The organism is Nocardioides ginsengisoli, from assembly GCF_039537225.1.
Taxonomy (GTDB): domain Bacteria; phylum Actinomycetota; class Actinomycetes; order Propionibacteriales; family Nocardioidaceae; genus Nocardioides; species Nocardioides ginsengisoli.
Genome location: NZ_BAABAC010000044.1, coordinates 1 through 22992, shown reverse-complemented (window position 1 = coordinate 22992; position 22992 = coordinate 1). Strand labels below are relative to the sequence as shown.

24 protein-coding genes are annotated in these 22992 nt (G+C 70.5%); 8 read left to right on the top strand and 16 right to left on the bottom strand.

All coding sequences use genetic code 11. The features are described 5' to 3' along the window. Positions 1 to 2: 2 nt before the first annotated feature. A complete protein-coding gene (locus tag AB4880_RS23085; protein WP_367921571.1) occupies positions 3 to 1094 on the bottom strand; it encodes an NAD(P)-binding domain-containing protein in 1092 nt (363 codons plus the stop codon). Positions 1095 to 1339: 245 nt separating this feature from the next. On the opposite strand from AB4880_RS23085, the gene AB4880_RS23080 reads away from it, so the two are divergent. From AB4880_RS23080 to AB4880_RS23065, 4 genes are all read left to right on the top strand, one after another. After that, positions 1340 to 2542, top strand: coding sequence for a choice-of-anchor P family protein (locus tag AB4880_RS23080; protein WP_367921581.1), 1203 nt, complete (start codon positions 1340 to 1342; stop codon positions 2540 to 2542). Positions 2543 to 2626: 84 nt separating this feature from the next. Beyond that, a complete protein-coding gene (locus tag AB4880_RS23075) occupies positions 2627 to 4315 on the top strand; it encodes a fumarate hydratase (protein WP_367921570.1) in 1689 nt (562 codons plus the stop codon). A 57-nt stretch (positions 4316 to 4372) separates the two neighbouring features. Then, complete coding sequence (locus AB4880_RS23070) at positions 4373 to 4738, top strand: hypothetical protein (protein ID WP_367921569.1); 366 nt, start codon at positions 4373 to 4375, stop codon at positions 4736 to 4738. A 20-nt stretch (positions 4739 to 4758) separates the two neighbouring features. After that, positions 4759 to 6150: a class II fumarate hydratase gene (locus AB4880_RS23065; protein WP_367921568.1), complete on the top strand. Its 1392-nt coding sequence runs from the start codon at positions 4759 to 4761 to the stop codon at positions 6148 to 6150. A gap of 3 nt (positions 6151 to 6153) precedes the next feature. Here AB4880_RS23065 and AB4880_RS23060 read toward each other — a convergent pair whose 3' ends face one another. The 12 genes from AB4880_RS23060 to AB4880_RS23005 all read right to left on the bottom strand — a co-directional run bounded on the left by AB4880_RS23060 (position 6154) and on the right by AB4880_RS23005 (position 18170). Next, positions 6154 to 6465, bottom strand: a complete 312-nt coding sequence (locus tag AB4880_RS23060; protein ID WP_367921567.1) for a GlsB/YeaQ/YmgE family stress response membrane protein — start codon at positions 6463 to 6465, stop codon at positions 6154 to 6156. Positions 6466 to 6607: 142 nt separating this feature from the next. Continuing rightward, positions 6608 to 7300, bottom strand: a complete 693-nt coding sequence (locus tag AB4880_RS23055; RefSeq protein ID WP_367921566.1) for an aggregation-promoting factor C-terminal-like domain-containing protein — start codon at positions 7298 to 7300, stop codon at positions 6608 to 6610. A 215-nt stretch (positions 7301 to 7515) separates the two neighbouring features. Beyond that, the gene (gene phoH2 / locus AB4880_RS23050; protein WP_367921565.1) at positions 7516 to 8847 is read right to left on the bottom strand and encodes an RNA 5'-3' helicase PhoH2; all 1332 of its coding nucleotides are present in this window, start codon (positions 8845 to 8847) and stop codon (positions 7516 to 7518) included. 214 nt (positions 8848 to 9061) lie between these two features. Continuing rightward, positions 9062 to 9796 carry a tRNA (guanosine(46)-N7)-methyltransferase TrmB gene (trmB, locus tag AB4880_RS23045; RefSeq protein WP_367921564.1) on the bottom strand — a complete coding sequence of 245 codons (735 nt, stop codon included), beginning with the start codon at positions 9794 to 9796 and terminating at the stop codon, positions 9062 to 9064. Next, a complete protein-coding gene (locus AB4880_RS23040) occupies positions 9793 to 10143 on the bottom strand; it encodes a hypothetical protein (protein ID WP_367921563.1) in 351 nt (116 codons plus the stop codon). Before AB4880_RS23040 ends, trmB begins: the two co-directional genes overlap by 4 nt. A 235-nt stretch (positions 10144 to 10378) precedes the next feature. Next, positions 10379 to 11572: an elongation factor Tu gene (gene tuf / locus AB4880_RS23035; protein WP_141800192.1), complete on the bottom strand. Its 1194-nt coding sequence runs from the start codon at positions 11570 to 11572 to the stop codon at positions 10379 to 10381. 115 nt (positions 11573 to 11687) lie between these two features. Next, entirely contained in the window at positions 11688 to 13811 is a 2124-nt protein-coding gene (gene fusA, locus AB4880_RS23030) for an elongation factor G (protein WP_367921562.1), read from the bottom strand. 77 nt (positions 13812 to 13888) lie between these two features. Beyond that, positions 13889 to 14359 (bottom strand): 30S ribosomal protein S7, encoded by a 471-nt coding sequence (gene rpsG / locus AB4880_RS23025; protein WP_367921561.1) that lies wholly within the window; start codon positions 14357 to 14359, stop codon positions 13889 to 13891. 1 nt (position 14360) lies between these two features. Beyond that, positions 14361 to 14735, bottom strand: a complete 375-nt coding sequence (rpsL, locus tag AB4880_RS23020) for a 30S ribosomal protein S12 (RefSeq protein WP_203048413.1) — start codon at positions 14733 to 14735, stop codon at positions 14361 to 14363. Between the two features lie 245 nt (positions 14736 to 14980). Beyond that, on the bottom strand, positions 14981 to 16441 hold the full coding sequence (locus AB4880_RS23015; RefSeq protein WP_367921560.1) for an NCS2 family permease: 1461 nt from the start codon (positions 16439 to 16441) through the stop codon (positions 14981 to 14983). Next, a complete protein-coding gene (locus tag AB4880_RS23010; RefSeq protein ID WP_367921580.1) occupies positions 16438 to 17724 on the bottom strand; it encodes an MFS transporter in 1287 nt (428 codons plus the stop codon). Before AB4880_RS23010 ends, AB4880_RS23015 begins: the two co-directional genes overlap by 4 nt. Further along, positions 17721 to 18170 carry a MarR family winged helix-turn-helix transcriptional regulator gene (locus AB4880_RS23005; protein ID WP_367921559.1) on the bottom strand — a complete coding sequence of 150 codons (450 nt, stop codon included), beginning with the start codon at positions 18168 to 18170 and terminating at the stop codon, positions 17721 to 17723. The genes AB4880_RS23010 and AB4880_RS23005 overlap by 4 nt, the downstream gene beginning before the upstream one ends. Positions 18171 to 18251: 81 nt before the next feature. Between AB4880_RS23005 and AB4880_RS23000 the strand changes: the two genes are divergently transcribed. Together AB4880_RS23000 and AB4880_RS22995 are read left to right on the top strand one after the other, a co-directional pair. Then, positions 18252 to 18563, top strand: coding sequence for a DUF2530 domain-containing protein (locus tag AB4880_RS23000; protein WP_367921558.1), 312 nt, complete (start codon positions 18252 to 18254; stop codon positions 18561 to 18563). Next, positions 18556 to 19179, top strand: a complete 624-nt coding sequence (locus tag AB4880_RS22995) for a class I SAM-dependent methyltransferase (protein WP_367921557.1) — start codon at positions 18556 to 18558, stop codon at positions 19177 to 19179. The genes AB4880_RS23000 and AB4880_RS22995 overlap by 8 nt, the downstream gene beginning before the upstream one ends. 7 nt (positions 19180 to 19186) lie before the next feature. Here AB4880_RS22995 and AB4880_RS22990 read toward each other — a convergent pair whose 3' ends face one another. Beyond that, positions 19187 to 19981 carry a DUF3027 domain-containing protein gene (locus tag AB4880_RS22990; protein WP_379228683.1) on the bottom strand — a complete coding sequence of 265 codons (795 nt, stop codon included), beginning with the start codon at positions 19979 to 19981 and terminating at the stop codon, positions 19187 to 19189. 41 nt (positions 19982 to 20022) lie between these two features. Between AB4880_RS22990 and AB4880_RS22985 the strand changes: the two genes are divergently transcribed. Continuing rightward, positions 20023 to 21447: an MFS transporter gene (locus AB4880_RS22985; protein WP_367921556.1), complete on the top strand. Its 1425-nt coding sequence runs from the start codon at positions 20023 to 20025 to the stop codon at positions 21445 to 21447. 11 nt (positions 21448 to 21458) lie between these two features. Here the strand turns inward: AB4880_RS22985 and AB4880_RS22980 are convergent, their stop codons facing one another. Beyond that, entirely contained in the window at positions 21459 to 21854 is a 396-nt protein-coding gene (locus AB4880_RS22980; protein WP_367921555.1) for a cold-shock protein, read from the bottom strand. 88 nt (positions 21855 to 21942) lie between these two features. On the opposite strand from AB4880_RS22980, the gene AB4880_RS22975 reads away from it, so the two are divergent. Next, the gene (locus tag AB4880_RS22975) at positions 21943 to 22539 is read left to right on the top strand and encodes a GNAT family N-acetyltransferase (RefSeq protein WP_367921554.1); all 597 of its coding nucleotides are present in this window, start codon (positions 21943 to 21945) and stop codon (positions 22537 to 22539) included. Here AB4880_RS22975 and AB4880_RS22970 read toward each other — a convergent pair. Then, positions 22536 to 22992, bottom strand: a 457-nt coding sequence (locus AB4880_RS22970; RefSeq protein ID WP_367921553.1) for an FHA domain-containing protein, incomplete at its 5' end; no start/stop codon positions are given. The genes AB4880_RS22975 and AB4880_RS22970 overlap by 4 nt on opposite strands.

Sequence of the window (22992 nt, the reverse complement as noted above, 5' to 3'; positions counted from 1 at the left end):
GGTCACGCTAGCGCACGTTCCGCGCCGGAGGCCACCGGGTGCTCGGCGAGATACCGCCGGACGGCGGTCGCCGCCGCGCGGCCGGCCCGGTTGCCCCCGATGGTGCTCGCCGACGGCCCGTAGCCGACCAGCTGCACCCGCGGGTCGCGGACGGCGCTCGTCGCGGTCTGGACGTCGGCGCCGCTCTGCAGCAGGGCGATCCCGCCGTGCTCGCTGCGCAGGTGCAGCGGCGCCAGATGCCCCACCGCGGGCCGGAAGCCGGTCGCCCAGAGGATCACGTCGGCGCGCTCGAAGGAGCCGTCGGCCCAGCGCACGCCGTCCGGCTCGATCCGCGCGAACATCGAGCGGCGTCGCTCGTAGACGCCCAGCCGTGCCGCCTCCTGCTCCTGAGGGCGCAGCGCCAGCCCGGTCACGCTGACCACGCTCGCCGGCGGCAGACCCGCGCGGACCCGCTCCTGCACCAGCTCGATCGCGTGCCGGCCGGCGTTCTCGTCGAAGCGGTCGCGCCACACCGGCGGTCGACGGCTCACCCAGACGACATCGGTCCGCGGGCCGAGCTCCCCGAGGAACTGCACCGCCGAGGCGCCGCCGCCGACCACGACGACGCGCTTGCCGTCGAAGTGCTCGGGCCCCGGGTAGTCCTGGGTGTGCAGCTGCTCGCCGCGGAAGGTCTCCGCGCCCGGGTAGTAGGGCACGAACGGCTGGGTCCAGGTGCCGGTCGCGTTGACCAGGGTGCGCGTCGTCCACGTCCGCTCCCCCGCCCGTACGACGAGCAGGTCGCCGTCGCTGGTCACCTCGTCGACCCGCACCGGCCGGACGACGGGCAGCCGGTGCTCGTCCTCGTAGGCCCCGAACCACGCCGGGACCACCGTGTTGGCGCGCTCACCGGAGTCGCCGGGAGCAGGCGCGTCGGGCAGGTCGGCCACGCCGTGGACGTCGTGCATGGACAGCGAGTCCCAGCGATGCTGCCAGGCGCCGCCGGGGTGGTCGTTGGCGTCGAGCAGGACGTGGTCGATGCCGAGCCGGGTGAGGTGGAAGGACGCCGAGAGGCCGGCCTGGCCGGCTCCGATGACCACCGCGTCGTACACGTGCACGGGGGTGGAACGTCGACGCGCACCCGTCTATGCCGGGCCGATGAGGGTACGGGTCCTCCGTCCCGTTACACTGCCGAACGTTAAATTCTTTGGAGACCACTCCTCAAATCGCCGGGTGGGGGCGAGAGTGGTTCACCTGGGGAACACAACGTCATATTCAACACGGATGGGAATGGGGTCCCAAGATCGTGCGTAGATTCGCTTCCTTCATCACCGCTGCGCTGGTAGGCGTCGCGCTGGTGGCCATGCCGTCCTCGGCGCAGGCTGCCAACGTCGCGTGGGCGTACAACGCCGCCACCGGCGCGACCTTCATCAAGGCCGTCGGCGGTGTCGTCCAGTCCGACCTGACCGCACAGAGCGCCGTCTCGGGCGGCGCCTTCTCCCGCGCGGCGTCCAACAGCACGGTCGGCGGCAAGGTCGGCCAGCTGCTCACCGTGGGCGCGGCCGAGACCAAGACCATCGCCGACTACGACGCCACGACCGGCACCAAGCTCACCTCGTGGGCGCGCACCGCCGGCGTCAGCCTGCTGGGCGGCCTGATCAAGGTCGACGCCATCGAGACCAAGTCGGAGACGCTGGCCAAGCCCGACGGCACGGTCACCCACACCGGCAACTCGAGCCTGCTGGGCATCAAGATCATCGGCGTCGACCTGCCGGTGACGATTCCCAAGAACTTCTCGGTCACCGTTCCCGGCGTCGCCATCGTCAGCCTCAACTACGACATGAGCGGCACCGACGCCAACGGCGCGATCGCGCTCAACTGGGCGATCGCCGTCCAGCTCCTCAAGCCGCAGGGCGACTTCAACGTCGGCACGACGATCCTCGTCAACCCGGTCAACCAGTCGCTGCTCAAGGCCGAGCCCAGCGGCGGCGCGGTCCTCGGCGGCTTCGCCTTCGGCACCAAGATCGCGGCGAACGTGGGCAGCGACATCAAGGTCGTCAGCGACCCGACCGCCCAGATCGGCGTCCCGTTCTCGTCCAGCGGCGGCAAGACCCTGCGCAACACCACCGCCACCCTGGCCGTCCCGGGCCTGCTCAACACCGGCGCCATCACCTCGACGTCGACCTCGACCAAGAACGGCAAGGACGCCGAGATCACGACCAGCAACGAGCTGGTCGGGCTCAACGTCCTCGGCGGGCTGATCAAGGCCGACGCGATCAAGGTGACCGCCCACGGAAAGCGGGTCGGCAGCACCTGGACCGGCGACATGAGCATGACCCTCGTCAACCTGGTCATCGCCGGCCAGACCATCCCGATCAACGTCTCGCCGAACACCACGATCAACATCGCCAACCTCGGCAAGGTCGAGATCAACCGCCAGGTCACCAACAAGAACCTGCGGTCGAACCAGATCCACGCCATCCGGATCACCCTCGACACCGCGAAGGCCGGCCTGCCGGTCGGCGCGGTCATCGAGATCGGCAGCGCGGCGACGATCATCTACTGATCACCAGCACCACCCGTCACGAGGGCCGGGCCGCATCGCGGCCCGGCCCTCGTCGCATTCTGCGAGGAGATATCCTCAGGACTCGTGGCTGAAGCTGAATTCCGGTACTCCGACCTGCTCCCCACCGGTAAGGACGACACTCCCTACCGGCTGATCACCACCGAGGGTGTCGAGACGGTCGAGGGCCCCGACGGGCAGACCTTCCTCAAGGTGGCGCCCGAGGCGCTGCAGCGGCTCACCGCCGAGGCGATGCACGACATCAGCCACTACCTGCGGCCCGCCCACCTCCAGCAGCTGCGCAAGATCATCGACGACCCCGAGGCGTCGGGCAACGACCGCTTCGTGGCGCTCGACCTGCTCAAGAACGTCAACATCTCCGCGGGCGGCGTGCTGCCGATGTGCCAGGACACCGGCACCGCCATCGTCATGGGCAAGAAGTCCGAGGGCGTGCTCACCGGCGCCGACGACGGCGAGTGGATCAGCAAGGGCGTCTACGACGCCTACACCAAGCTCAACCTCCGCTACAGCCAGCTCGCGCCGCTGACGACGTACGAGGAGAAGAACACCGGCACCAACCTGCCGGCCCAGATCGAGCTGTACTCGACGGCCCAGGGTGAGAAGGGCCCGGAGTACAAGTTCCTCTTCATGGCCAAGGGCGGCGGCTCGGCCAACAAGTCGTTCCTGTTCCAGGAGACCAAGGCCGTCCTCAACCCGAAGCGGATGCTGGAGTTCCTCGACGAGAAGATCCGCTCGCTCGGCACGGCCGCGTGCCCGCCGTACCACCTGGCGGTGGTGATCGGCGGCACCAGCGCGGAGTTCGCCCTCAAGACCGCGAAGTACGCCAGTGCCCACTACCTCGACAACCTGCCGACCGAGGGCTCGATGAGCGCCCACGGCTTCCGCGACCTCGAGCTGGAGGAGGAGGTCTTCAAGCTGACCCAGTCCTTCGGCATCGGCGCGCAGTTCGGCGGCAAGTACTTCTGCCACGACGTGCGCGTGGTCCGCCTCCCGCGCCACGGCGCGTCCTGCCCCGTCGCGATCGCCGTCTCCTGCTCGGCCGACCGCCAGGCGCTCGGCAAGATCACCAGCGAGGGCGTCTTCCTCGAGCAGCTCGAGACCGACCCGGCGCAGTACATGCCCGACGCGGGCGTCGCCGAGGACATCTCCGGCGGCGAGGTCGTCAAGGTCGACCTCAACCAGCCGATGAGCGAGATCCTCGCCCAGCTGTCGTCGTACCCGGTCAAGACCCGGCTCTCCCTCACCGGCCCGCTCGTCGTGGCCCGCGACATCGCGCACGCCAAGATCCAGGAGCGCCTCGACGCCGGCGAGGAGATGCCCGACTACCTCAAGAACCACCCGGTCTACTACGCCGGCCCGGCCAAGACCCCCGAGGGCATGGCGTCCGGCTCGTTCGGCCCGACCACCGCGGGCCGGATGGACTCCTACGTGAAGTCCTTCCAGGCCGCCGGCGGCTCGATGGTCATGCTCGCCAAGGGCAACCGCTCCAAGCAGGTCACCGAGGCCTGCAACGAGTACGGCGGCTTCTACCTCGGCTCGATCGGCGGCCCGGCCGCACGGCTGGCCCAGGACTGCATCAAGAGCCAGGAGGTCATCGAGTACCCCGAGCTCGGCATGGAGGCGGTCTGGAAGATCGAGGTCGAGGACTTCCCCGCCTTCATCGTGGTCGACGACAAGGGCAACGACTTCTTCACCGACCCGGGCGGCGCCGTGACGGTGCCGATCACGGGGATCCGGGTGCGCTCGGCCGAGTGATCGGGTGATCCCGGGCGCTCCCGGGGTGGTTGCGGCCGGGTCGGGTACCTCCCGGCCATGGCCGTGACCTCATTCCAGGATCTCCCCCTCGCCGACCGCGACCGGTCGTGGGACGGCGACGCCGCCGAGAAGCGGGTCCGTCGCTGGGCCGGCGCCGAGGACGAGCCCAACGCGAAGTACCGCGACGCGCACGTGTGGTACGACGCCGACGCGAAGGACAACTTCACGTCGTACAAGCTGCTCATCGCCGACGTGGTCGACGACCGCCTGGCCGCCGTGCCGCGGGCGGTGATGGCCGCCGGCGGCGTGATGCAGGGCGCGCGCGGCGGCGTCGACCTGCCCGACAAGGACGCCGACCGGGTGCGCAGCCACCTCGCGAAGTACTACGAGAAGATGGACGACACCCCGCCCTGGGAGGACTGACCCCTGTCTACCCTGGACGGGTGAGCACTCCGGACGGATTCCGCACCGAGCACGACTCCATGGGCGACGTCCTCGTCCCCGCCGCCGCCCTGTGGCGCGCGCAGACGCAGCGGGCGGTCGAGAACTTCCCGATCAGCGGCACGCCGATCGAGCCGGCGCTGATCCATGCGCTCGGGCATGTGAAGGCGGCCGCGGCGAGCGCCAATGCCGCGCTCGGCGTGCTCGACGCCGAGCTGGCGACGGCGATCGCCACGGCGGCGCGGGCGGTGGCCGACGGTCAGTACGACGACCAGTTCCCCATCGACGTCTTCCAGACCGGCTCGGGCACCAGCTCCAACATGAACGCCAACGAGGTCATCGCCTCGCTCTGCGCCCGCGACGGGGTCGAGGCCCACCCCAACGACCACGTCAACGCCAGCCAGTCGAGCAACGACACCTTCCCGACCGCGATCCACGTCGCGGCGGCGCTGTCGGTGGCCGACGTCCTCGTGCCGGCGCTGGAGCGGCTGGCGGGCTCGCTGCAGGCGAAGGCCGACGAGTTCGCGGATCTGGTGAAGTCGGGCCGCACGCACCTGATGGACGCCACGCCGGTGACGCTGGGGCAGGAGTTCGGCGGCTACGCCGCGACGGTCCGCTACGGCGTCGAGCGGCTCGACGCCGTCCTGCCCCGGGTGCGGGAGCTCCCCCTCGGCGGCACCGCGGTCGGCACCGGCATCAACACTCCCCCGGGCTTCGCGGTCGCGGCGATCGAGGCGCTGAGCGCGGCCACCGGGCAGGACTTCACCGAGGCCCGCAACCACTTCGAGGCGCAGGGCACCCGCGACTCGCTGGTCGAGCTGAGCGGCGTGCTGCGGACCATCGCGGTCGGCCTCACCAAGATCTGCAACGACCTGCGCTGGATGGGCTCCGGGCCGACCACCGGCCTCGCGGAGATCCACCTCCCCGACCTGCAGCCGGGCTCGTCGATCATGCCCGGCAAGGTCAACCCGGTGCTGCCCGAGGCCACCCTCATGGTCTGCATGCAGGTCATCGGCAACGACGCCGCGGTCACCGCCGCCGGCGCCAGCGGCAGCTTCGAGCTCAACGTCGCGATGCCGGTGCTGGCCCGCAACGTCCTCGAGTCGGCGCGCCTGCTCGCGCACGCGTCGGCCACCCTCGCCGAGCGCTGCATCGACGGCATCACCGCCGACGCCGACCGGATGCTGCGCTACGCCGCCTCGTCACCGTCGGTGGTGACGCCGCTCAACAAGTACCTCGGCTACGAGGCCGCCGCCAAGGTCGCCAAGCAGGCCCTCGCGTCGGGCAGCACGATCCGCGAGACCGTCCTGGCCTTGGGCTACGTCGAGCGCGGCGAGCTCACCCTCGAGCAGCTCGACGCCGCCCTCGACCTCGCCTCGATGACCCACCCGTAGCGGTCAGGCCTTCTTGCGGCCGGTGACGATCGCCGCCACGATCACCGCGACCGCGGCCACGACGACCTGCCACAGGTGCCGCATCCAGTCGATGCCGTTGGTGGCGTTGTCCCACACCGCCTTGTGGCCGTCGAACGGCGGGTTGTCGTGGCCGAACAAGCCCCAGTAGACCCAGCTGCCCGCGAACATGCCCACGATGCCGCACACGATGGTCAGCCACAGCGGGAACCTGGTGCGGTCACCCGGGGCGACGGCCTTGCCGATGAGGCCGATGATCGTGCCGCCGACGAGGGTGACGATGATGGTCCAGAGCATGAGCCCGCCCCTTCCTCCTCGGGGCACCCGAAGCCCCGCCTGCCTCCATCATGCCTCGGTGGGCGTGACGGGGCCGGGAGGCGGCGTGTCGCGGCGCTGGCGCCTGGCGTGGCACGAGCGACACGCTCGCGCCGTAGAAGGCTCAGTACCAGCCGTGGGACTCGCTGTGGCCCCAGGCGCCGCAGGGGCTGCCGTAGCGGCTCTTGATGTAGCCCAGGCCCCAGCGGATCTGCGTGGCCGGGTTGGTGGCCCAGTCGGGCGCCACGGAGGCCATCTTGGAGCCGGGCAGCGCCTGCGGGATGCCGTAGGCGCTGGACGACGGGTTGTCGGCGTTGACGCGCCAGCCCGACTCGCGGGTCCACAGCGAGTCGAGGCAGCCGAACTGGCTCGAGGAGAAGCCGAACTCGCCCAGCAGCGCCTTGGCGATGTCGCGGGGGTCGGACTGGGAGAGCTTGCGCTCGGCGGTGATCGCCGCCGTACGGGACTCGGAGAGGTCGAGCGACTTGGCCGGCACCGCCTCGGGGCGCAGGTCGCTGCGGGAGACGACCGGCTCGCGGCGGGTCGGGGTCGCGGTGAGGTCGCGCTCGGCGGACTGCCCGGCCTGGCCGCTGAGGCCCGAGGAGGCGGTCACGGCCTGGAGGTCGGCGCCACCCGCGGCGGCCGGTGGGCCGGCCTGCTCACCGGCGAGGCCGGCGGCGACGGAGACACCGGTGACCGCGACGGCCACGGAGGAGAAGAGGACGACGTTGCGCGCAGCCTTGCGGGGAGCCTGCGCCAGATGGGCGTGCTTCGGCGCTCCGCGGTGCTTGGGCGCGGGCTTCGCGTGATTCGACAATTGCTCGTATCTGGGCTCGACGTCAGGGGCGGCGGCCACCGCCCGATCGGGGCCCGACTTGGTCGTCACACCGCCGGCGGCCGACGACCACCATGCCTGAGCCGATGGGGCGAAGCAAACCGAACCGCGGTTTTACACCGTGTTCTCAGGAACCCACGGGTCCCATCGTTCACATCCGCCCCATCGGCCCCGCGAATGTCGCGCGGGCGAGAGGATCAGAGGACCACGTTCTCCAGCATCTCGGTGACCAGCGCCGCGATCGGCGAGCGCTCCGACCGGGTCAGCGTCACGTGCGCGAAGAGCGGGTGGCCCTTGAGCTTCTCGACGACCGCGACGACGCCGTCGTGGCGGCCGACGCGCAGGTTGTCGCGCTGGGCGACGTCGTGGGTGAGGACGACCTTGGAGTTGGCCCCGATCCGCGAGAGCACGGTGAGCAGGACGTTGCGCTCCAGCGACTGCGCCTCGTCGACGATCACGAAGGAGTCGTGCAGCGAGCGGCCGCGGATGTGGGTGAGCGGGAGCACCTCGAGCATGCCGCGGTCGAGGATCTCGTCGACCACGTCGCGCGAGGTGAGCGCGCCGAGGGTGTCGAAGACGGCCTGCGCCCAGGGCGACATCTTCTCCGACTCCGAGCCGGGCAGATAGCCGAGCTCCTGGCCGCCGACGGCGAACAGCGGACGGAAGACGACGACCTTCTTGTGCTGCTGGCGCTCCATCACCGCCTCCAGGCCCGCGCACAGCGCGAGCGCAGACTTGCCGGTGCCGGCGCGGCCGCCGAGCGAGACGATGCCGACGTCGGGGTCGAGGAGGAGGTCGAGCGCGACCCGCTGCTCGGCGCTGCGGCCGTGGATGCCGAACGCCTCGCGGTCACCGCGGACCAGGTGCACCTGCTTGTCGGGGCCGACCCGGCCCAGCGCCGTCCCGCGCTCGGAGAGCAGCACCAGACCGGTGTGGCAGGGCAGCTCACGGGCGTCGGCGAGGTCGAGCGTGCCGTCGTCGTACAGCTCGTCCAGGTCGGCGGCTGACACGTCCAGCTCGGCCATCCCGGAGTAGCCGGTGTCGGAGTCGCTGATCGTCTCGCCGCGGTACTCGGCCGCGTTCAGGCCGACCGCCGACGCCTTGATCCGCAGCGGCAGGTCCTTGGAGACGAGGGTGACGTCGTGGCCCTCGTCGGCCAGGTTGCGCGCGACCGCGAGGATCCGCGTGTCGTTGTCGCCGAGCCGGAAGCCCGAGGGCAGGGACGACGCGTCGGTGTGGTTGAGCTCGACGCGGACCGTGCCGCCGTCCTCACCCACGGGCACGGGCGTGTCGAGTCGTCCGTGGCTGATCCGCATCTCGTCGAGCATCCGCAGGGCGCTGCGGGCGAAGTAGCCGAGCTCGGGGTGGTGGCGCTTGCCCTCGAGCTCGGTGATCACCACGACCGGCAGCACGACCTCGTGCTCGGCGAACCGCCGCATCGCGGCGGGGTCAGCCAGCAGGACGCTGGTGTCAAGAACGTACGTACGGCGCTGCGTGCTGGCCTGTGCCCCATCGTGACTGGTTCCCACGACTCACCTCACCGGACCGCACGCGCCCCGCAGGGCCGCCCCGGCCCTATTCCTCGTGAATGGACCGGGTTGCACATCCGTGAGCGTTCACGTCGGGCCTCCCGATGTGGCCGGCTTCCCCACCTGCCACTGCTTCGGACGGTACCCGCGCGAGCCGAAGGAATAGCGCGACACGCCCTGTCGCCCGTGTGAACGTCGTGTGTCGCGGAGGCGCTCAGACGCGGCGGTAGACGAGGTCGGTGATCGTGCGCTCCTTGGCCAGGCCCTTGCGCTCGAACTTGGTGACCGGTCGCTCCGACCAGCGCTCGACGACGCCGCCCTCGAGGCGCGGCTCGGCGTCGAGCACCTCGATCATCTGCTCGGCGTAGTCGGCCCAGTCGGTGGCCAGCCGCCAGGCCGCGCCGGGCGCCAGCCGGGAGGCGATCATCGCGGCGTACTCGGGGTTGACCAGGCGGCGCTTGTGGTGGCGCGTCTTGTGCCACGGGTCGGGGAAGAAGGTCCACAGCTCGCTGATCGAGTCCGGCGCGATCAGGTGCTCCAGGGTCCAGATCGCGTCGACGCCGCAGAACCGGACGTTCGTCGCACCCGCCTCCGCCACGCGCCCGAGGCTCTCAGCCACGCCGGGCAGCCACACCTCCAGCGCCAGGATGTTGGACGAGGGCCGCGCGGCCGCCAGCGCCGCGGTCGCCTCGCCCACGCCGCCGCCGATCTCGACGATCAGGGGCGCCTCGCGGCCGAACCGCTCGGCGAAGGAGAAGCCCGGGACGTCGACCGCCTCGTCGGGGATGACCCACTGCTCGGCGTAGGCGTCCCAGGCAGCCTGCTGCTTGGGCGTGAACCGGCTCCCGCGCCGCGAGTAGGTCAGCACCTCACGCAGCCGGCGGCCGTCGTCGGTGAGCTTGTGGTGGGGGCGCGCGGGCGTGACGCCGCCCTTGGACGGGTGGCTCACGCGTTGGCCCCGATCACGGCCACGAGGATCACGACGTAGCCGATCAGGAAGACCAGGCCGAGCGCGAGCAGGCAGGTACCGACGATGCCGAGCACCCAGCCGATCGTCGCCATCTGCGCGCCGCCGATGCGGCCCTGCGAGGCGGCGATCTCCTTGCGCACCCGGTTGCCGATCACCAGCGCGAAGGGCGACACGACCTGGCACAGCACCAGGCCCAGGATGCCCAGCACGAGCACCAGCGTCGCCTGGGGGTGGTCGGGCGCGGGCGCCGGCGGCCACCCGCCCTGGCCGTAGGCCGGGTAGGGCTGCTGGGGGTCGTAGGGGTTGGGACCTGGCGGCTGACTCACCGGCCGATTCTCCCACTCGGCCACCGAGGCCCTCAAAACCCGCTCGCCGACCCGCCAGAAAAGTGCCCGCAAATCGCGCCGACCCGGCAGAAAGTTTCTGCCGGGTCGNCGCACTTCGCGAGCCACTTTGTGCCGGGTCGGCGCGATTTGCGAGCTAGTTTCTGCCGGGTCGGCCCAAGAGCAGAGGAGCCCCGCCACCCGAAGGTGACGGGGCTCCTCGACGAAGCAGGTCAGATCACTTGGTGATCTTCGTGACCCGGCCGGCGCCGACGGTGCGGCCACCCTCGCGGATCGCGAACTTCAGACCCTCGTCCATGGCGATCGGCTGGATCAGCTCGACCGTCATGTCCGTGTTGTCGCCCGGCATGACCATCTCGGTGCCCTCGGGAAGGGTCACGACGCCGGTCACGTCGGTGGTCCGGAAGTAGAACTGCGGACGGTAGTTGTTGAAGAACGGCGTGTGACGGCCGCCCTCCTCCTTCGAGAGGATGTAGACGCTGGCCTCGAAGTTGGTGTGCGGGGTGGTGGTACCCGGCTTCACCACGACCATGCCGCGCTCGACGTCCTCGCGCTTGGTGCCACGGAGCAGCAGACCGACGTTCTCACCGGCCTGGCCCTCGTCGAGCAGCTTGCGGAACATCTCGACACCGGTGACGGTGGTCTTCTGCGAGCCCTCGCGGATGCCGATGATCTCGACCTCCTCGTTGACCTTGACGATGCCGCGCTCGATACGACCGGTGATGACGGTGCCACGACCGGTGATCGTGAAGACGTCCTCGACGGGCATGAGGAACGGCTTGTCGACCTCACGCTCGGGCTGCGGGATGTACTCGTCGACGGCCGACATGAGCTCGAGGACCGACTGGCCCCACTTCTCGTCGCCGTTGAGCGCCGGGAAGGCCGCAACACGCACGACGGGAACGTCGTCGCCCGGGTACTCGTACTCGGAGAGGAGCTCGCGCACCTCCATCTCGACGAGCTCGATGAGCTCGTCGTCGTCGACCATGTCGCACTTGTTGAGCGCGACGACCAGGGCGGGGACGCCGACCTGGCGGGCGAGCAGCACGTGCTCACGGGTCTGCGGCATCGGGCCGTCGGTCGCGGCGACCACCAGGATCGCGCCGTCCATCTGGGCGGCACCGGTGATCATGTTCTTGATGTAGTCGGCGTGACCAGGGCAGTCGACGTGCGCGTAGTGGCGCGCCTCGGTCTGGTACTCGATGTGCGCGATCGAGATCGTGATACCGCGCTGGCGCTCCTCGGGAGCCTTGTCGATCTGGTCGAACGGCGACGCCTCGTTGAGGTCGGGGTACGCGTCGTGCAGGACCTTCGAAATGGCCGCCGTCAGCGTCGTCTTGCCGTGGTCGATGTGACCGATCGTGCCGATGTTGACGTGCGGCTTGGTCCGCTCGAACTTCGCCTTAGCCACTGGGGCTCCTCCTGGTGTGTTGTTACTTGACTCGTACTAAAGGGGTGGTGCGCCGAGGTTTGCGGTGAGTTCCCCCGGGATCCCGGGGGCACACGGGGGCGGAGCCCCCGTGCGGTTACTCGCCGCGCGCCTTCTTGATGATCTCGTCGGCGATGTTCGTGGGAACCTCGGCGTACGAGTCGAACTCCATCGAGTACGACGCCTGACCGGAGGTCTTGGACCTCAGGTCGCCAACGTACCCGAACATCTCGGACAGCGGCACAAGGGCGGAGACGACGATGTCGCCGTGCCGCTCCTCCTGCGCCCGGATCTGACCGCGACGGCTGTTGATGTCACCGATGACCGTGCCGAGGAAGTCCTCGGGGGTGGTCACCTCGACCGCGAACACGGGCTCGAGGAGCACCGGCTTCGCCATGCGAGCGGCCTCCTTGAACGCCTGGATTCCGGCGATCTTGAACGCGAGCTCGGAGGAGTCGACGTCGTGGTAGGCGCCGTCCTCGAGCGAGACCTTCACGTCGACCATCGGGTAGCCGGCGAGAACACCGAACTCCATGGCCTCCTGAGCGCCGTTGTCGACCGACGGGATGTACTCGCGCGGCACGCGACCACCGGTGACGTTGTTCGAGAACTCGTAGCCCGCGCCGGTGCCGGTCTCGGGGTCGATGTTGGGCTCGATCGAGATGATGACCTTCGCGAACTGACCCGAACCACCGGTCTGCTTCTTGTGCGTGTAGCTGTGGTTCGAGACGGTGCCGCGGATGGTCTCGCGGTAGGCGACCTGCGGCTTGCCGACGGTGGCCTCGACCTTGAACTCGCGCTTCATCCGGTCGACGAGGATCTCCAGGTGGAGCTCGCCCATGCCGGAGATGATGGTCTGGCCCGTCTCCTCGTCGGTCTTGACGACGAAGGTCGGGTCCTCCTCGGCGAGACGGCCGATGGCGACGCCCAGCTTCTCCTGGTCGGCCTTCGTCTTCGGCTCGATGGCGACCGAGATCACCGGGGCCGGGAAGGTCATCGACTCGAGCACGACCGGCTTGGCGTTGTCGGAGAGCGTGTGACCGGTGCGGGTGTCCTTGAGGCCCATGACGGCCACGATCTGCCCGGCGCCGACCGACGCGATCTCCTCACGCTTGTTGGCGTGCATCTGGTAGACCTTGCCGATGCGCTCCTTGCGGCCGTTGCTCGCGTTGAGCACGGTCGCGCCGGCCTCGAGCTTGCCCGAGTAGACGCGGACGAAGGTCAGCTTGCCCAGGTGCGGGTCGGCGGCGATCTTGAACGCCAGAGCCGACAGCGGCTCCTCGCTCGACGGCTTGCGGACGACCTCGTTCTCCTCGGTCTCCTCGGCGCCCGGCTTGTGGCCGACGATGGCGTCGACGTCGATCGGGGACGGGAGGTAGTCGACGATCGCGTCGAGCAGGGGCTGGACGCCCTTGTTCTTGAACGCGGTGCCGGTGAGGATCGGGTTGACCTTGTCGGCCAGGGTCGCGCGACGGATGGCGGCCTTGAGGGTCGGCACGTCGAACGTGTCGCCGTCCTCGAGGTAGACCTCCATGATGTCGTCGTCGGCCTCGGCGAGGGTCTCGACGAGCTTCTCGCGGTACTCGGCGGCCTTGTCGGCGAGGTCAGCGGGGATCTCCTCGACGACGTAGTCCTCGCCCTGCTGGGTCTCGCCGCGCCAGACCTTGGCGTTCATCTCGACCAGGTCGACGACGCCGATGAAGTCGCCCTCGGCGCCGATCGGGATCTGGAGGATCAGCGGGGTGGAGTTGAGCTTCTGGACGATGGAGTCGACGACGCGGTAGAAGTCGGCACCGGTGCGGTCCAGCTTGTTGACGAAGCACATCCGCGGGACGGCGTACTTGTTGGCCTGACGCCACACCGTCTGCGACTGCGGCTCGACGCCGGCGACACCGTCGAACACCGCGACGGCGCCGTCGAGGACGCGCAGCGAGCGCTCGACCTCGACCGTGAAGTCCACGTGGCCGGGGGTGTCGATGATGTTGATCTGGTGCTTCTTCCACCAGCAGGTCGTCGCGGCCGACGTGATCGTGATGCCGCGCTCCTGCTCCTGCTCCATCCAGTCCATCGTGGCGCCGCCATCGTGGACCTCACCGATCTTGTAGGTGATGCCGGTGTAGAACAGGATGCGCTCGGTGGTGGTGGTCTTGCCGGCGTCGATGTGCGCCATGATGCCGATGTTGCGGACGACCTTCAGGTCGGTCGTGATGTCGACTGCCACGTGAGTCAGCGTTCCTTAGGTAGAGATCGGTGGGGTGTCGGAGCGGGCGCCGCCGGAGCGGTCCCGCTCCGACGAGGTCACCAGCGGTAGTGAGCGAAGGCCTTGTTGGACTCGGCCATCTTGTGGGTGTCCTCGCGCTTCTTCACCGCGGCACCGAGGCCGTTGGCAGCGTCGAGGATCTCGTTCTGGAGGCGCTCGGCCATCGTCTTCTCACGACGGTCGGAGGCGTAGCCGACCAGCCAGCGCAGCGCGAGGGTGGTGCCTCGGTTGCCCTTGACCTCGATCGGGACCTGGTAGGTCGCGCCACCGACGCGGCGAGACTTGACCTCGATCGCGGGGCGCACGTTGTCGAGCGCACGCTTGAGGGTGATGACCGGGTCGGTACCGGTCTTCTCGCGGGTGCCCTCGAGAGCCGAGTAGACGATCCGCTGAGCGACCTGCTTCTTGCCGTCCTGGAGCACCTTCGACACCAGCTGGGTCACCAGCTGCGAACCGTAGACCGGGTCGACGTCGATCGGGCGCTTCGGCGCGGGGCCCTTGCGCGGCATGTCAGCTCTTCTCCTTCTTGGCGCCGTAGCGGCTGCGAGCCTGCTTACGGTTCTTCACGGCCTGGGTGTCCAGAGCGCCGCGGATGACCTTGTAGCGAACACCGGGGAGGTCCTTCACACGACCGCCGCGGACGAGCACGATCGAGTGCTCCTGGAGGTTGTGACCCTCACCCGGGATGTAGGCGGTGACCTCGACGCCACTGCTCAGGCGCACACGGGCGACCTTGCGGAGGGCGGAGTTCGGCTTCTTCGGGGTGGTGGTGTAGACGCGGGTGCAGACACCGCGACGCTGGGGCGAACCCTTCAGGGCAGGCGTCTTGGTCTTCGACACCTTGTCCTGGCGGCCCTTGCGGACCAACTGCTGGATAGTGGGCACCTGGTGGTTCCCTTTCGGTTTCGTTCACACGGCCTGGCGCTCTGCCGGGCTCGGGGTACTGCTTGCTGCTCGTGCCGGATGTGCCGCCCGCGCGCGTCGCGATCGACCGGGGGTCGGACGCTGCGCACCGAGGGCATGCTCGACGTGCCGGGTCACCCCAGGCACGATGTTCGAGATTACCGGCCGCTCAAAGGCCGGTCAAAATGCCGGACTCCCGCTCGGAGCCGGGGTGTGGTACGGGTGGGTCACGTGAGCCAGCGGGTGATCGGGTCGATGGCGAAGTAGACCACGAACAGGGCCGCCACGATCCACATCAGGGGGTGCAGCTCGCGGCCCTTGCCGCGCACCACCTTGAGGAAGGCGTACGACACGAAGCCGGCCCCGATGCCGACCGAGATCGAGTAGGCGAACGGCATCAAGACGATGGTCAGGAAGGCCGGGATGGCCATCTCGACGTCGTCCCACGAGATGCCGGTGATCTGCTGCATCATCAAGAACCCCACCAGCACCAGCGCCGGGACGGCGGCCTCCGACGGGATCATCTCGACGAAGGGCGAGAGGAAGATCGTCAGCAGGAAGAGCAGGCCGGTCACGACCGAGGCGAGGCCGGTGCGGGCCCCCTCCCCCACGCCCGAGGCCGACTCGATGTACGACGTGCTGGACGACGTGCCCGCGGCGCCACCGGCGATGGCGGCGATCGAGTCGACGACCAGGATCCGCTCCGCGTGGGGCGGCACGCCCTGCTCGTCGAGCAGGTCGGCCTCGGCGCCGATCGCGGTCATCGTGCCCATCGTGTCGAAGAAGTCGGCGAGCATCAGCGAGAAGATCAGCAGCAGGACGGAGACGACGCCGATCTTGTCCCACGAGCCGAGCAGGTCGAACTGCCCGAGCGTGCCGAAGTCGGGCGCCTTGAAGATGTCCGAGGGCCAGGCAGGAACGGTCAGCGACCAGCCGCCGGCCTTCTCCGCGCGCGTGCCGAGGTCGAGGAACGACTGGAGCACGACCGCGACCACGGTCATCGTCAGGATCGAGATCAAGATCGCGCCGCGGACCTTGCGCACCCACAGCGCCAGCATCAGCAGCAGGCCGACGATGAACACGAGCACCGGCCAGCCGGTCAGCGTGCCGCCCTCGCCGAGCTGCACCGGGACGGTCGTCTTGGCGGCGTCGGGCATCCGGCTCACCACGCCGGCGTCGACGAAGCCGATCAGCGCGATGAACAGGCCGATGCCGACCGAGATCGCGACCTTGAGCTGGGCGGGAACGGCACGGAAGACCGCCGTACGGAAGCCGGTGAGGACGAGGACCAGGATGATGATGCCCTCGATCACCACCAGGCCCATCGCGTCGGCCCAGGTCATCTGGCTGGCCACCGCGAGCGCGAGGAAGGCGTTGAGCCCGAGGCCGGTCGCCAGCGCCAGTGGGTAGTTGGCGACGACGCCCATGAGGATCGTCAGCACGCCCGCGACCAGCGCCGTGCCGGCCGCGATCGCGGCCAGGTTGGGCGCCGAGCCGCCGCCGAGGAACTTGCCGTCGACGTCGGTCGCGTAGCCGAGGATCAGCGGATTGAGGACCACGATGTAGGCCATCGTGAAGAAGGTGACGACGCCGCCGCGGACCTCGCGGCCGATCGTGGAGCCACGCTCGCTGATCTTGAAGAAGCGGTCGAACGGGTGGGTGGTGACGGAGGTTCCGGCCGAGTTCACGACGGAAGCATGGCAGGCGCGGGCTGCCGGGTGCTACGTGCGGTGGCCGAGGCGGCCCGCAGCACCAGGAGCGCGAGCCCCACCCCGACCAGCACGAGGACGCCGCCGACGACGAGCGTCCAGCGCGCGCCGAAGTAGTCGCCGATCCACCCGATGAAGGGAGCGCCGAGCGGCGTGCCGCCCATCACGATCGTCATGTAGATGGCCATCACGCGACCGCGCAGCGGGGCGGCGGACTCGGTCTGCATGAGCGCGTTGCTGGAGTTCATCACCGTGATCACCGAGAAGCCGAGCAGCGGGCAGACCAGTACGAAGGTGAGGTACGACGGCGCCAGGCCGGCCACGATCTCGAGCAGGCCGAAGGCGAGCGCCGCCCCGAACAGCAGGCGCAGGCTCACCCGCGAGCGGCCGGCCGCGACCAGGGCGCCCGAGAGCGAGCCGATCGCGAGCACCGAGCCCAGGACGCCGTACTCCTCGGCGCCGCGGCCGTAGACCTCGGTGGCCATCAGCGCCGACGTGATCTGGAAGTTCATGCCGAAGGTGCCGACGAAGAAGACGAGCACGAGCACCATCAGCATCCGGGGCCGGCCGCGCAGGTAGACCAGCCCCTCACGCAGCATGCCGGGCGTGCGGGCGGCGGCGCGGGGCGAGTTCAGGGCAGCCAGGTCCATCCGGTGCAGCTGGAGGATGACGGCGAGATAGGACACCGCGTTGAGCAGGATCACCCAGCCGGTCGCGCGCATCCCGCCGCCGGCGAAGCCGATGAGCAGGCCGGCGAGGCCGGGGCCGACCAGGCGGGCGGCGTTGAAGGCGGCCGAGTTGAGGCTGACCGCGTTGGCGACGTCGTCGGCGCCGACCATCTCGGACACGAACGACTGACGGGCGGGGCCGTCGAAGGCCGCGCCGACGCCGAAGAGGAACGCGAGGACGTAGACGTGCCAGGTCTCGGCCACGCCGAAGGCGGCGATCAGGCCGAGGGCCAGCGAGGTGAGGGCCATGACGGCCTGGGTGACCTGGAGCAGCCGGCGCTTGGAGAAGCGGTCGGCGATGACGCCGGCGTAGGGCGACAGGAGGAGGACCGGGAGGAACTGCAGTCCGGTCGTGATGCCGAGCGCGGATCCGCCGTTGCCGGGGATCGTCAGGACCAGCCAGTCCTGGGCGACGCGCTGCATCCAGGTGCCGACGTTCGACACCAGGCTGCCGGCGAAGTAAAGCCGGTAGTTCGGGTGGGCCAGAGAGCGGAATCGGGGGCTCGTCGGAACTCCTTCGGGTCGGTGGGTCAGTCCGCCTCGGCGAGGCGTTGCAGGATGGGTGCGGCGCGGCGGAGCACGTCGCGCTCGTCGGGCGTCAGCTCCTCGAGACGCCGGGAGAGCCAGCGGTCGCGGCGGGCCAGGTCGGCGTGGACGACGGCGCGCCCCTCGTCGGTGATCCGGACGACGACCTGCCGGCCGTCGCTCGGGTGGGCGTGCCGCTCGACCAGCTCGGCGTCGGCGAGCGCGTTGACCGTGCGGGTCATGCTCGGCGGCTGCACCTGCTCGCGGCCCGCGAGGGCCCCGACGGTGAGGTCGCCGTAGCGGTTGAGGGCATAGAGCACCGCCATCGACGAGACGCTCAGGTCGTTGTCGGGATGACGCTCGCGGGCCAGCCGGCGCCGCAGGCGCATCACGGCGAAGCGGAGCTCGGTGGCCAGCCCCGCATTGCTGCGAACACGCTTCTCGACAGTCGGCATATCGTTAGCATAAGTCATTACCTCTGCTAACCATTCCGGCGGGCGTGCGCCGGCGCCGGGAGGCCGTCGTACGATCGGAGGGTGGACCTCCGCGACGACCAGCCGACGCAGCACGAGATCGGCCGGCGCACCTATCTGATCGCGCCGGTCGAGCCGCTCGACGTCGACGGCGTGCGCACCGTCCAGGTCGGCACCGCCCTCTTCCTGCTCGCGTTCATCGGACTGCTGCCGTTCTACGGCCGGCTCCAGGCCGACAACCGCACGTGGCTGCTGTGGATGTGCCTGACCGGTGTCGGGCTGGGCGTGCTGGGCGTGGAGTACTGCAAGCGCCGCCGCCAGGTCCGCGCCGAGCGCGACCTCGACCAGCCCGAGTCCCCCGCCACCGATGAGTGAGCTCTTGCCGCCGACGCGCTGGGCGCTGGGCGGCGCCAAGAACCCGGCGTACGGCGACAACTTCGCCGACCTGCTCGCCAAGGGCGCGGACGTGGTCGGCGAGGGTCGGCTGGCCGACGCCATGGTCGGGCGGGCAGCGCGGATCCTCGACGCCGGCTCCGGGATGGGCCGGATCGGCGGCTACCTGCAGGCCCAGGGGCACCAGGTGACCGCCGTCGAGCCCGACCCGGTGCTGGTCGAGCAGTCGCGCCGGACCTACCCCGAGCTCCCGGTCGTGCCGCTGGAGATCCTGCAGCTCACGCCGGAGGCGCTCACCGCGGCGGGCCGCCCGACGTCGTACGACCTGATCGTGTGCGTCGGCAATGTGATCGTGTTCGTCGCCGAGGACACCGAGGTCGCCGTCCTGGAGCGGCTGGGCTCGCTGCTCGCTCCCGGCGGCCGGATCATGGTCGGCTTCCACCTCGTGGGCGGGCCGTCGAGCGCGCGCTCGTACTCCCTCGAGGAGTTCGCCGCCGACGTGGCGGCGGCCGGCCTGCGGGTCGAGCACCGCTTCGGCGGCTACGACCTGCGGCCGGCCGACGACCAGTACGCCGTGTGGATCCTCGCGCGGCCCTGAACCAGGCTCAGAGGGAGTCGATCTCGTCGACCCCGACCGTGTCGAGCACGGGCGGCGCCGGCGGGACCGGCTGCTGACGCTTGCTCAGCCGCACCTCGGAGTGACCGCCGCAGCCGTGCTGGAAGGCGACCACCCGGCCGTCGTCGTTGGCGTCGCCGTTGGCGCAGACGCCGAACAGCTCGGACAGCGGGCCGGAGAGGCGGACCAGGAAGCCGCAGGAGTAGCAGTGGTGCGGCGCGGCCTTGGCGATGGGGGCGTCGGGGCCCGCCTCGCCGTCGTACCAGCGCTCGGCGGCGGCGTCGCGGCCCTCGGGCGAGAGCACCCGGACCCGGCCCAGGCCGAGGTCCTTGGCCACCTCGCGGATCTGGGCCTTCTCGTCGGTGTCGAGCTCGTCGTCGCCGAAGGAGTAGGTGGGCACCAGTCGCGGGTCCTCGTCGGAGACGGGCAGCAGGTCGCCGGGCGACATGTCGCCGGGCTGGAGCCGGTCGCGGTAGGGCACCCATGCCGGGGCGACGATCGCGTCGGGGCCGGGCAGCAGGACGACCTCGACCACGGTGATCTTGCGCTGGCGCGAGGCGCGGGTCAGGGTGACCGCCCACTGCCAGCCGCGGTAGCCGCGGCGGGTGCAGTCGAAGAGGTGGGTGACCACGCGCAGGCCGTCGGCCTGGTGACCGAGGTGCTCACCCACGTCGGAGGCGTCGACCTCGTCGAGCAGCGCGGCGCGCGCCATGTCGATGGCGTCGGCGGTCGCGGCGTCGGTCAGCTTGCGCTCCAGGGTGGACACGCCCACAGCATCCCCCATCCACCACGTCAACGTCACGTCGGGGCAGGCAAGATAGACCTGTGAGCACGCACGGTCCCGACCAGCGCCCGCCGGGCACCGAGGCCGGACCGAGCCCCGAGCTCACCGACCCGGACACCACCCGCACCGTCGGCACCAGCATCGGCACCGGCGCCAAGGCGACCGCCCGCGGCCTGCGCGGCTTCGCCGTCGTCACCGGCCGCGCGAGCCGGGCGACCTTCCGCCAGGCACGCAAAGCGGCGGGCGCGCAGGGCGCCGAGCGCTCCGGCCTCAACCGGCTGATCGAGCTGCACGCCTGCAACGCCGCCGGCGACGCGGCGGTCGCGATCGCGCTCGCCGGCACCATCTTCTTCGCCGGCGCCACCAGCGGTGCGCGCGGCCAGGTCGCCCTCTTCCTCGGACTGACCATGCTGCCGTTCGCGGTGGTCGCGCCGCTGATCGGACCCTTCCTCGACCGGTTCAGCCACGGCCGGCGCTGGGCGATCGGCTCGACGTTCGCGATCCGGGCGTTCCTCTGCTGGGTGCTCGCCAGCGCGATCGCCAACGACTCGGTGTGGTTCTACCCGGCGGCGCTCGGCGTCCTCGTCTCCTCCAAGGCGTACGGCGTGACCCGCGCGGCCGCCGTCCCCCGCCTCGTGCCGCCCGAGATCACCCTGGTCAAGGCCAACGGGCGGGTCTCGCTCGCGGGCGTCGTCGGCGCCGGCGTCTCCGCTCCCCTGGCCGGGCTGGCCGCGCTGATCGGCCCCGAGTGGGTGCTGCGCTACGGCTTCCTCGTCTTCGTCCTCGGCACGATCGCCGCGATCCTGCTGCCCGCCAAGGTCGACGCGACCGCCGGCGAGCACGACGTCACCGCCCCCGAGGACGGCAGGAAGCGCGGCACCGGCATCCCCCCGAAGGTCGCCTTCGCGCTGCGGGTCAACTGCGGGCCGCGCTGGCTCTCGGGCTTCCTCACCATGTACATGGCGTTCCTGTTGCAGGCCGAGCCGATCAAGGGCTGGGAGGACAAGACCACGCTGCTGCTCGGGCTGGTCATCGGCGGCGCCGGCCTCGGCAACACGCTCGGCATCGTGGTCGCGTCGATGGCCCGGAAGATCAGCCCGTCGGTGACCGTCGTCGTCGCACTGGTGGCCGACATCGCCGTCGTCCTGATCGCGGCGGTGTTCTACAGCCTGATCGCCCTCGTGGCGCTGGGCCTGACCGCGGGCCTCATGCAGTACCTCGCGAAGGTGTCGCTCGACTCCACGATCCAGACCGGCGTGCCGGCGCGCTCGCACTCCAGCGCCTTCGCCCGCGGCGACACCACGCTGCAGCTGGCGTGGGTCGTCGGCGGCTTCGTCGGCATCGCGATGCCGTGGATCCCCCAACTCGGCCTCGGCCTGGCCGCGCTGCTGCTGGCCGGGTGGGCGGTGTTCGTGCTGGGGATGCGGCGGCCCGGGCAGCTGGTCTCGCCCGGGCAGACCGCTTAGCGCGGGCCAGATCAGCTCTCGAGCTCGTCGGCGAGGGCGCGCAGGAGCATCGCCACCGGCTGCGCCGTACGGCGGTCGGGGTGGCGCCCGTGACGGTAGGCCTCGCCGACGCCGTCGAGCAGGCGGATCAGGTCCTCGACGATCGGGACCATCTCCTCCGGCTTCTTGCGGCGCGCCTCCTTCTGGTTGCGCGCCACCGACGCCGGGGCGTCGACCAGCTTGACCTGGAGGGCCTGGTCGCCGCGACGGCCCTGGGCGATCCCGAACTCCACGCGGGTGCCCGCCTTGAGCGTGGTCACGCCCTCGGGCAGCGCGTCAGCGCGGACGTAGACGTCCGGCCCCTCGGGCTGGGAGAGGAAGCCGAAGCCCTTCTCCGCGTCGTACCACTTGACCTTGCCAGTCGGCACGGCTCTCGGCCACCTCTCGTGTCATTCGTGCTGGTCGTCAGGAACGGCACATCGTAGGACATGCCCCTCACCTCCTATTCTCGCGAGGGTGGCAACCGAATTGAGGCCGCCGACGCTGCCGGCCCCCACCCTGCCGATCCGGACCGAGCGCCTGATGCTGCGACTCGTCGTACCCGAGGACCGTGGTGCCGTCGGCGCCTACTGCGCGGACCCCGAGGTCACCCGCTACCTGCCGTTCGGCGTCCTCGACGACGCCGGGCTGGACTCCCGGATGGAGCGGATGGTCGGCGCGCAGGCGCCGTCCCTCGTCGGGGAGATGCTCTCGCTCGCGGTCGAGCACGACGGCACGATGATCGGCGACCTGATGCTGCGCCTGTCTGCCGCCCACTCCCCCGAGTCGGCGCCGTCGATCGCCGAGCTCGGCTGGGTGTTCGACCCCTCGGTCGCCGGCAAGGGCTTCGCGACCGAGGCGGCCCGGGCGCTGGTCGACCTGGCGTTCACGCACTACCCGCTGCACCGGCTGATGGCGCAGCTGGACCCGCTGAACCTGACGTCCGCGCGGCTGTGCGAGCGGCTCGGCATGCGGCACGAGGCACACACGCGGGAGGACTACGCCAACCGCGACGGCGGGTGGAGCGACACGGCGGTCTACGGGCTGCTGCGCCGGGAGTGGGCCGGGGCCTAGGAGGCGCGCTCGACGCGCATGGTCCGGTCGCCGAACCGGACCACGTCGCCGGCGAGGAGCGTGCTCGGGCGGCCCGGCGTGAGCGAGCGCGACATCCCCTTGCGGACCACATAGGAGCCGTTGGTCGAGCCGCGGTCCATCACCACGAGGGCGCCGTCGGGCGCGACCTGGAACTGGGCGTGCGTCTTGGACAGCGACATGTCGCTCGAGCGCAGCGGAACGACATGGCGCACCGGCTCGCCCGGACGCGGCTCGGGCCGCCGGCCGACCAGCGCCAGCCCCTCGACCACGAACGCCTCGCCGGTGTCGAACTCGACGCGCCACTGGATCTCCATGGGCGCCGGCGGGGTCGGCGCGGCCTCGGCCGGGGGCGGGACGGCGCCGCGGACGCGGGTCTGCTCGCCGAGCGGCGGGGTCGGGACGGCGGGCGTCGGGGCGCGGTGGGCGCCGGGC

Bases quoted from the DNA above. Each gene is read 5' to 3' on its own strand.
- AB4880_RS23080 (WP_367921581.1), top strand. From the start codon at position 1,340: ATGCCGTCCTCGGCGCAGGCTGCCAACGTCGCGTGGGCGTACAACGCC.
- AB4880_RS23070 (WP_367921569.1), top strand. From the start codon at position 4,373: ATGGCCGTGACCTCATTCCAGGATCTCCCCCTCGCCGACCGCGACCGG.
- AB4880_RS23060 (WP_367921567.1), bottom strand. From the start codon at position 6,465: ATGCTCTGGACCATCATCGTCACCCTCGTCGGCGGCACGATCATCGGC.
- rpsG (WP_367921561.1), bottom strand. From the start codon at position 14,359: ATGCCGCGCAAGGGCCCCGCGCCGAAGCGCCCGATCGACGTCGACCCG.
- AB4880_RS23005 (WP_367921559.1), bottom strand. From the start codon at position 18,170: ATGCCGACTGTCGAGAAGCGTGTTCGCAGCAATGCGGGGCTGGCCACC.
- AB4880_RS22995 (WP_367921557.1), top strand. From the start codon at position 18,556: ATGAGTGAGCTCTTGCCGCCGACGCGCTGGGCGCTGGGCGGCGCCAAG.
- AB4880_RS22990 (WP_379228683.1), bottom strand. From the start codon at position 19,981: ATGGGGGATGCTGTGGGCGTGTCCACCCTGGAGCGCAAGCTGACCGAC.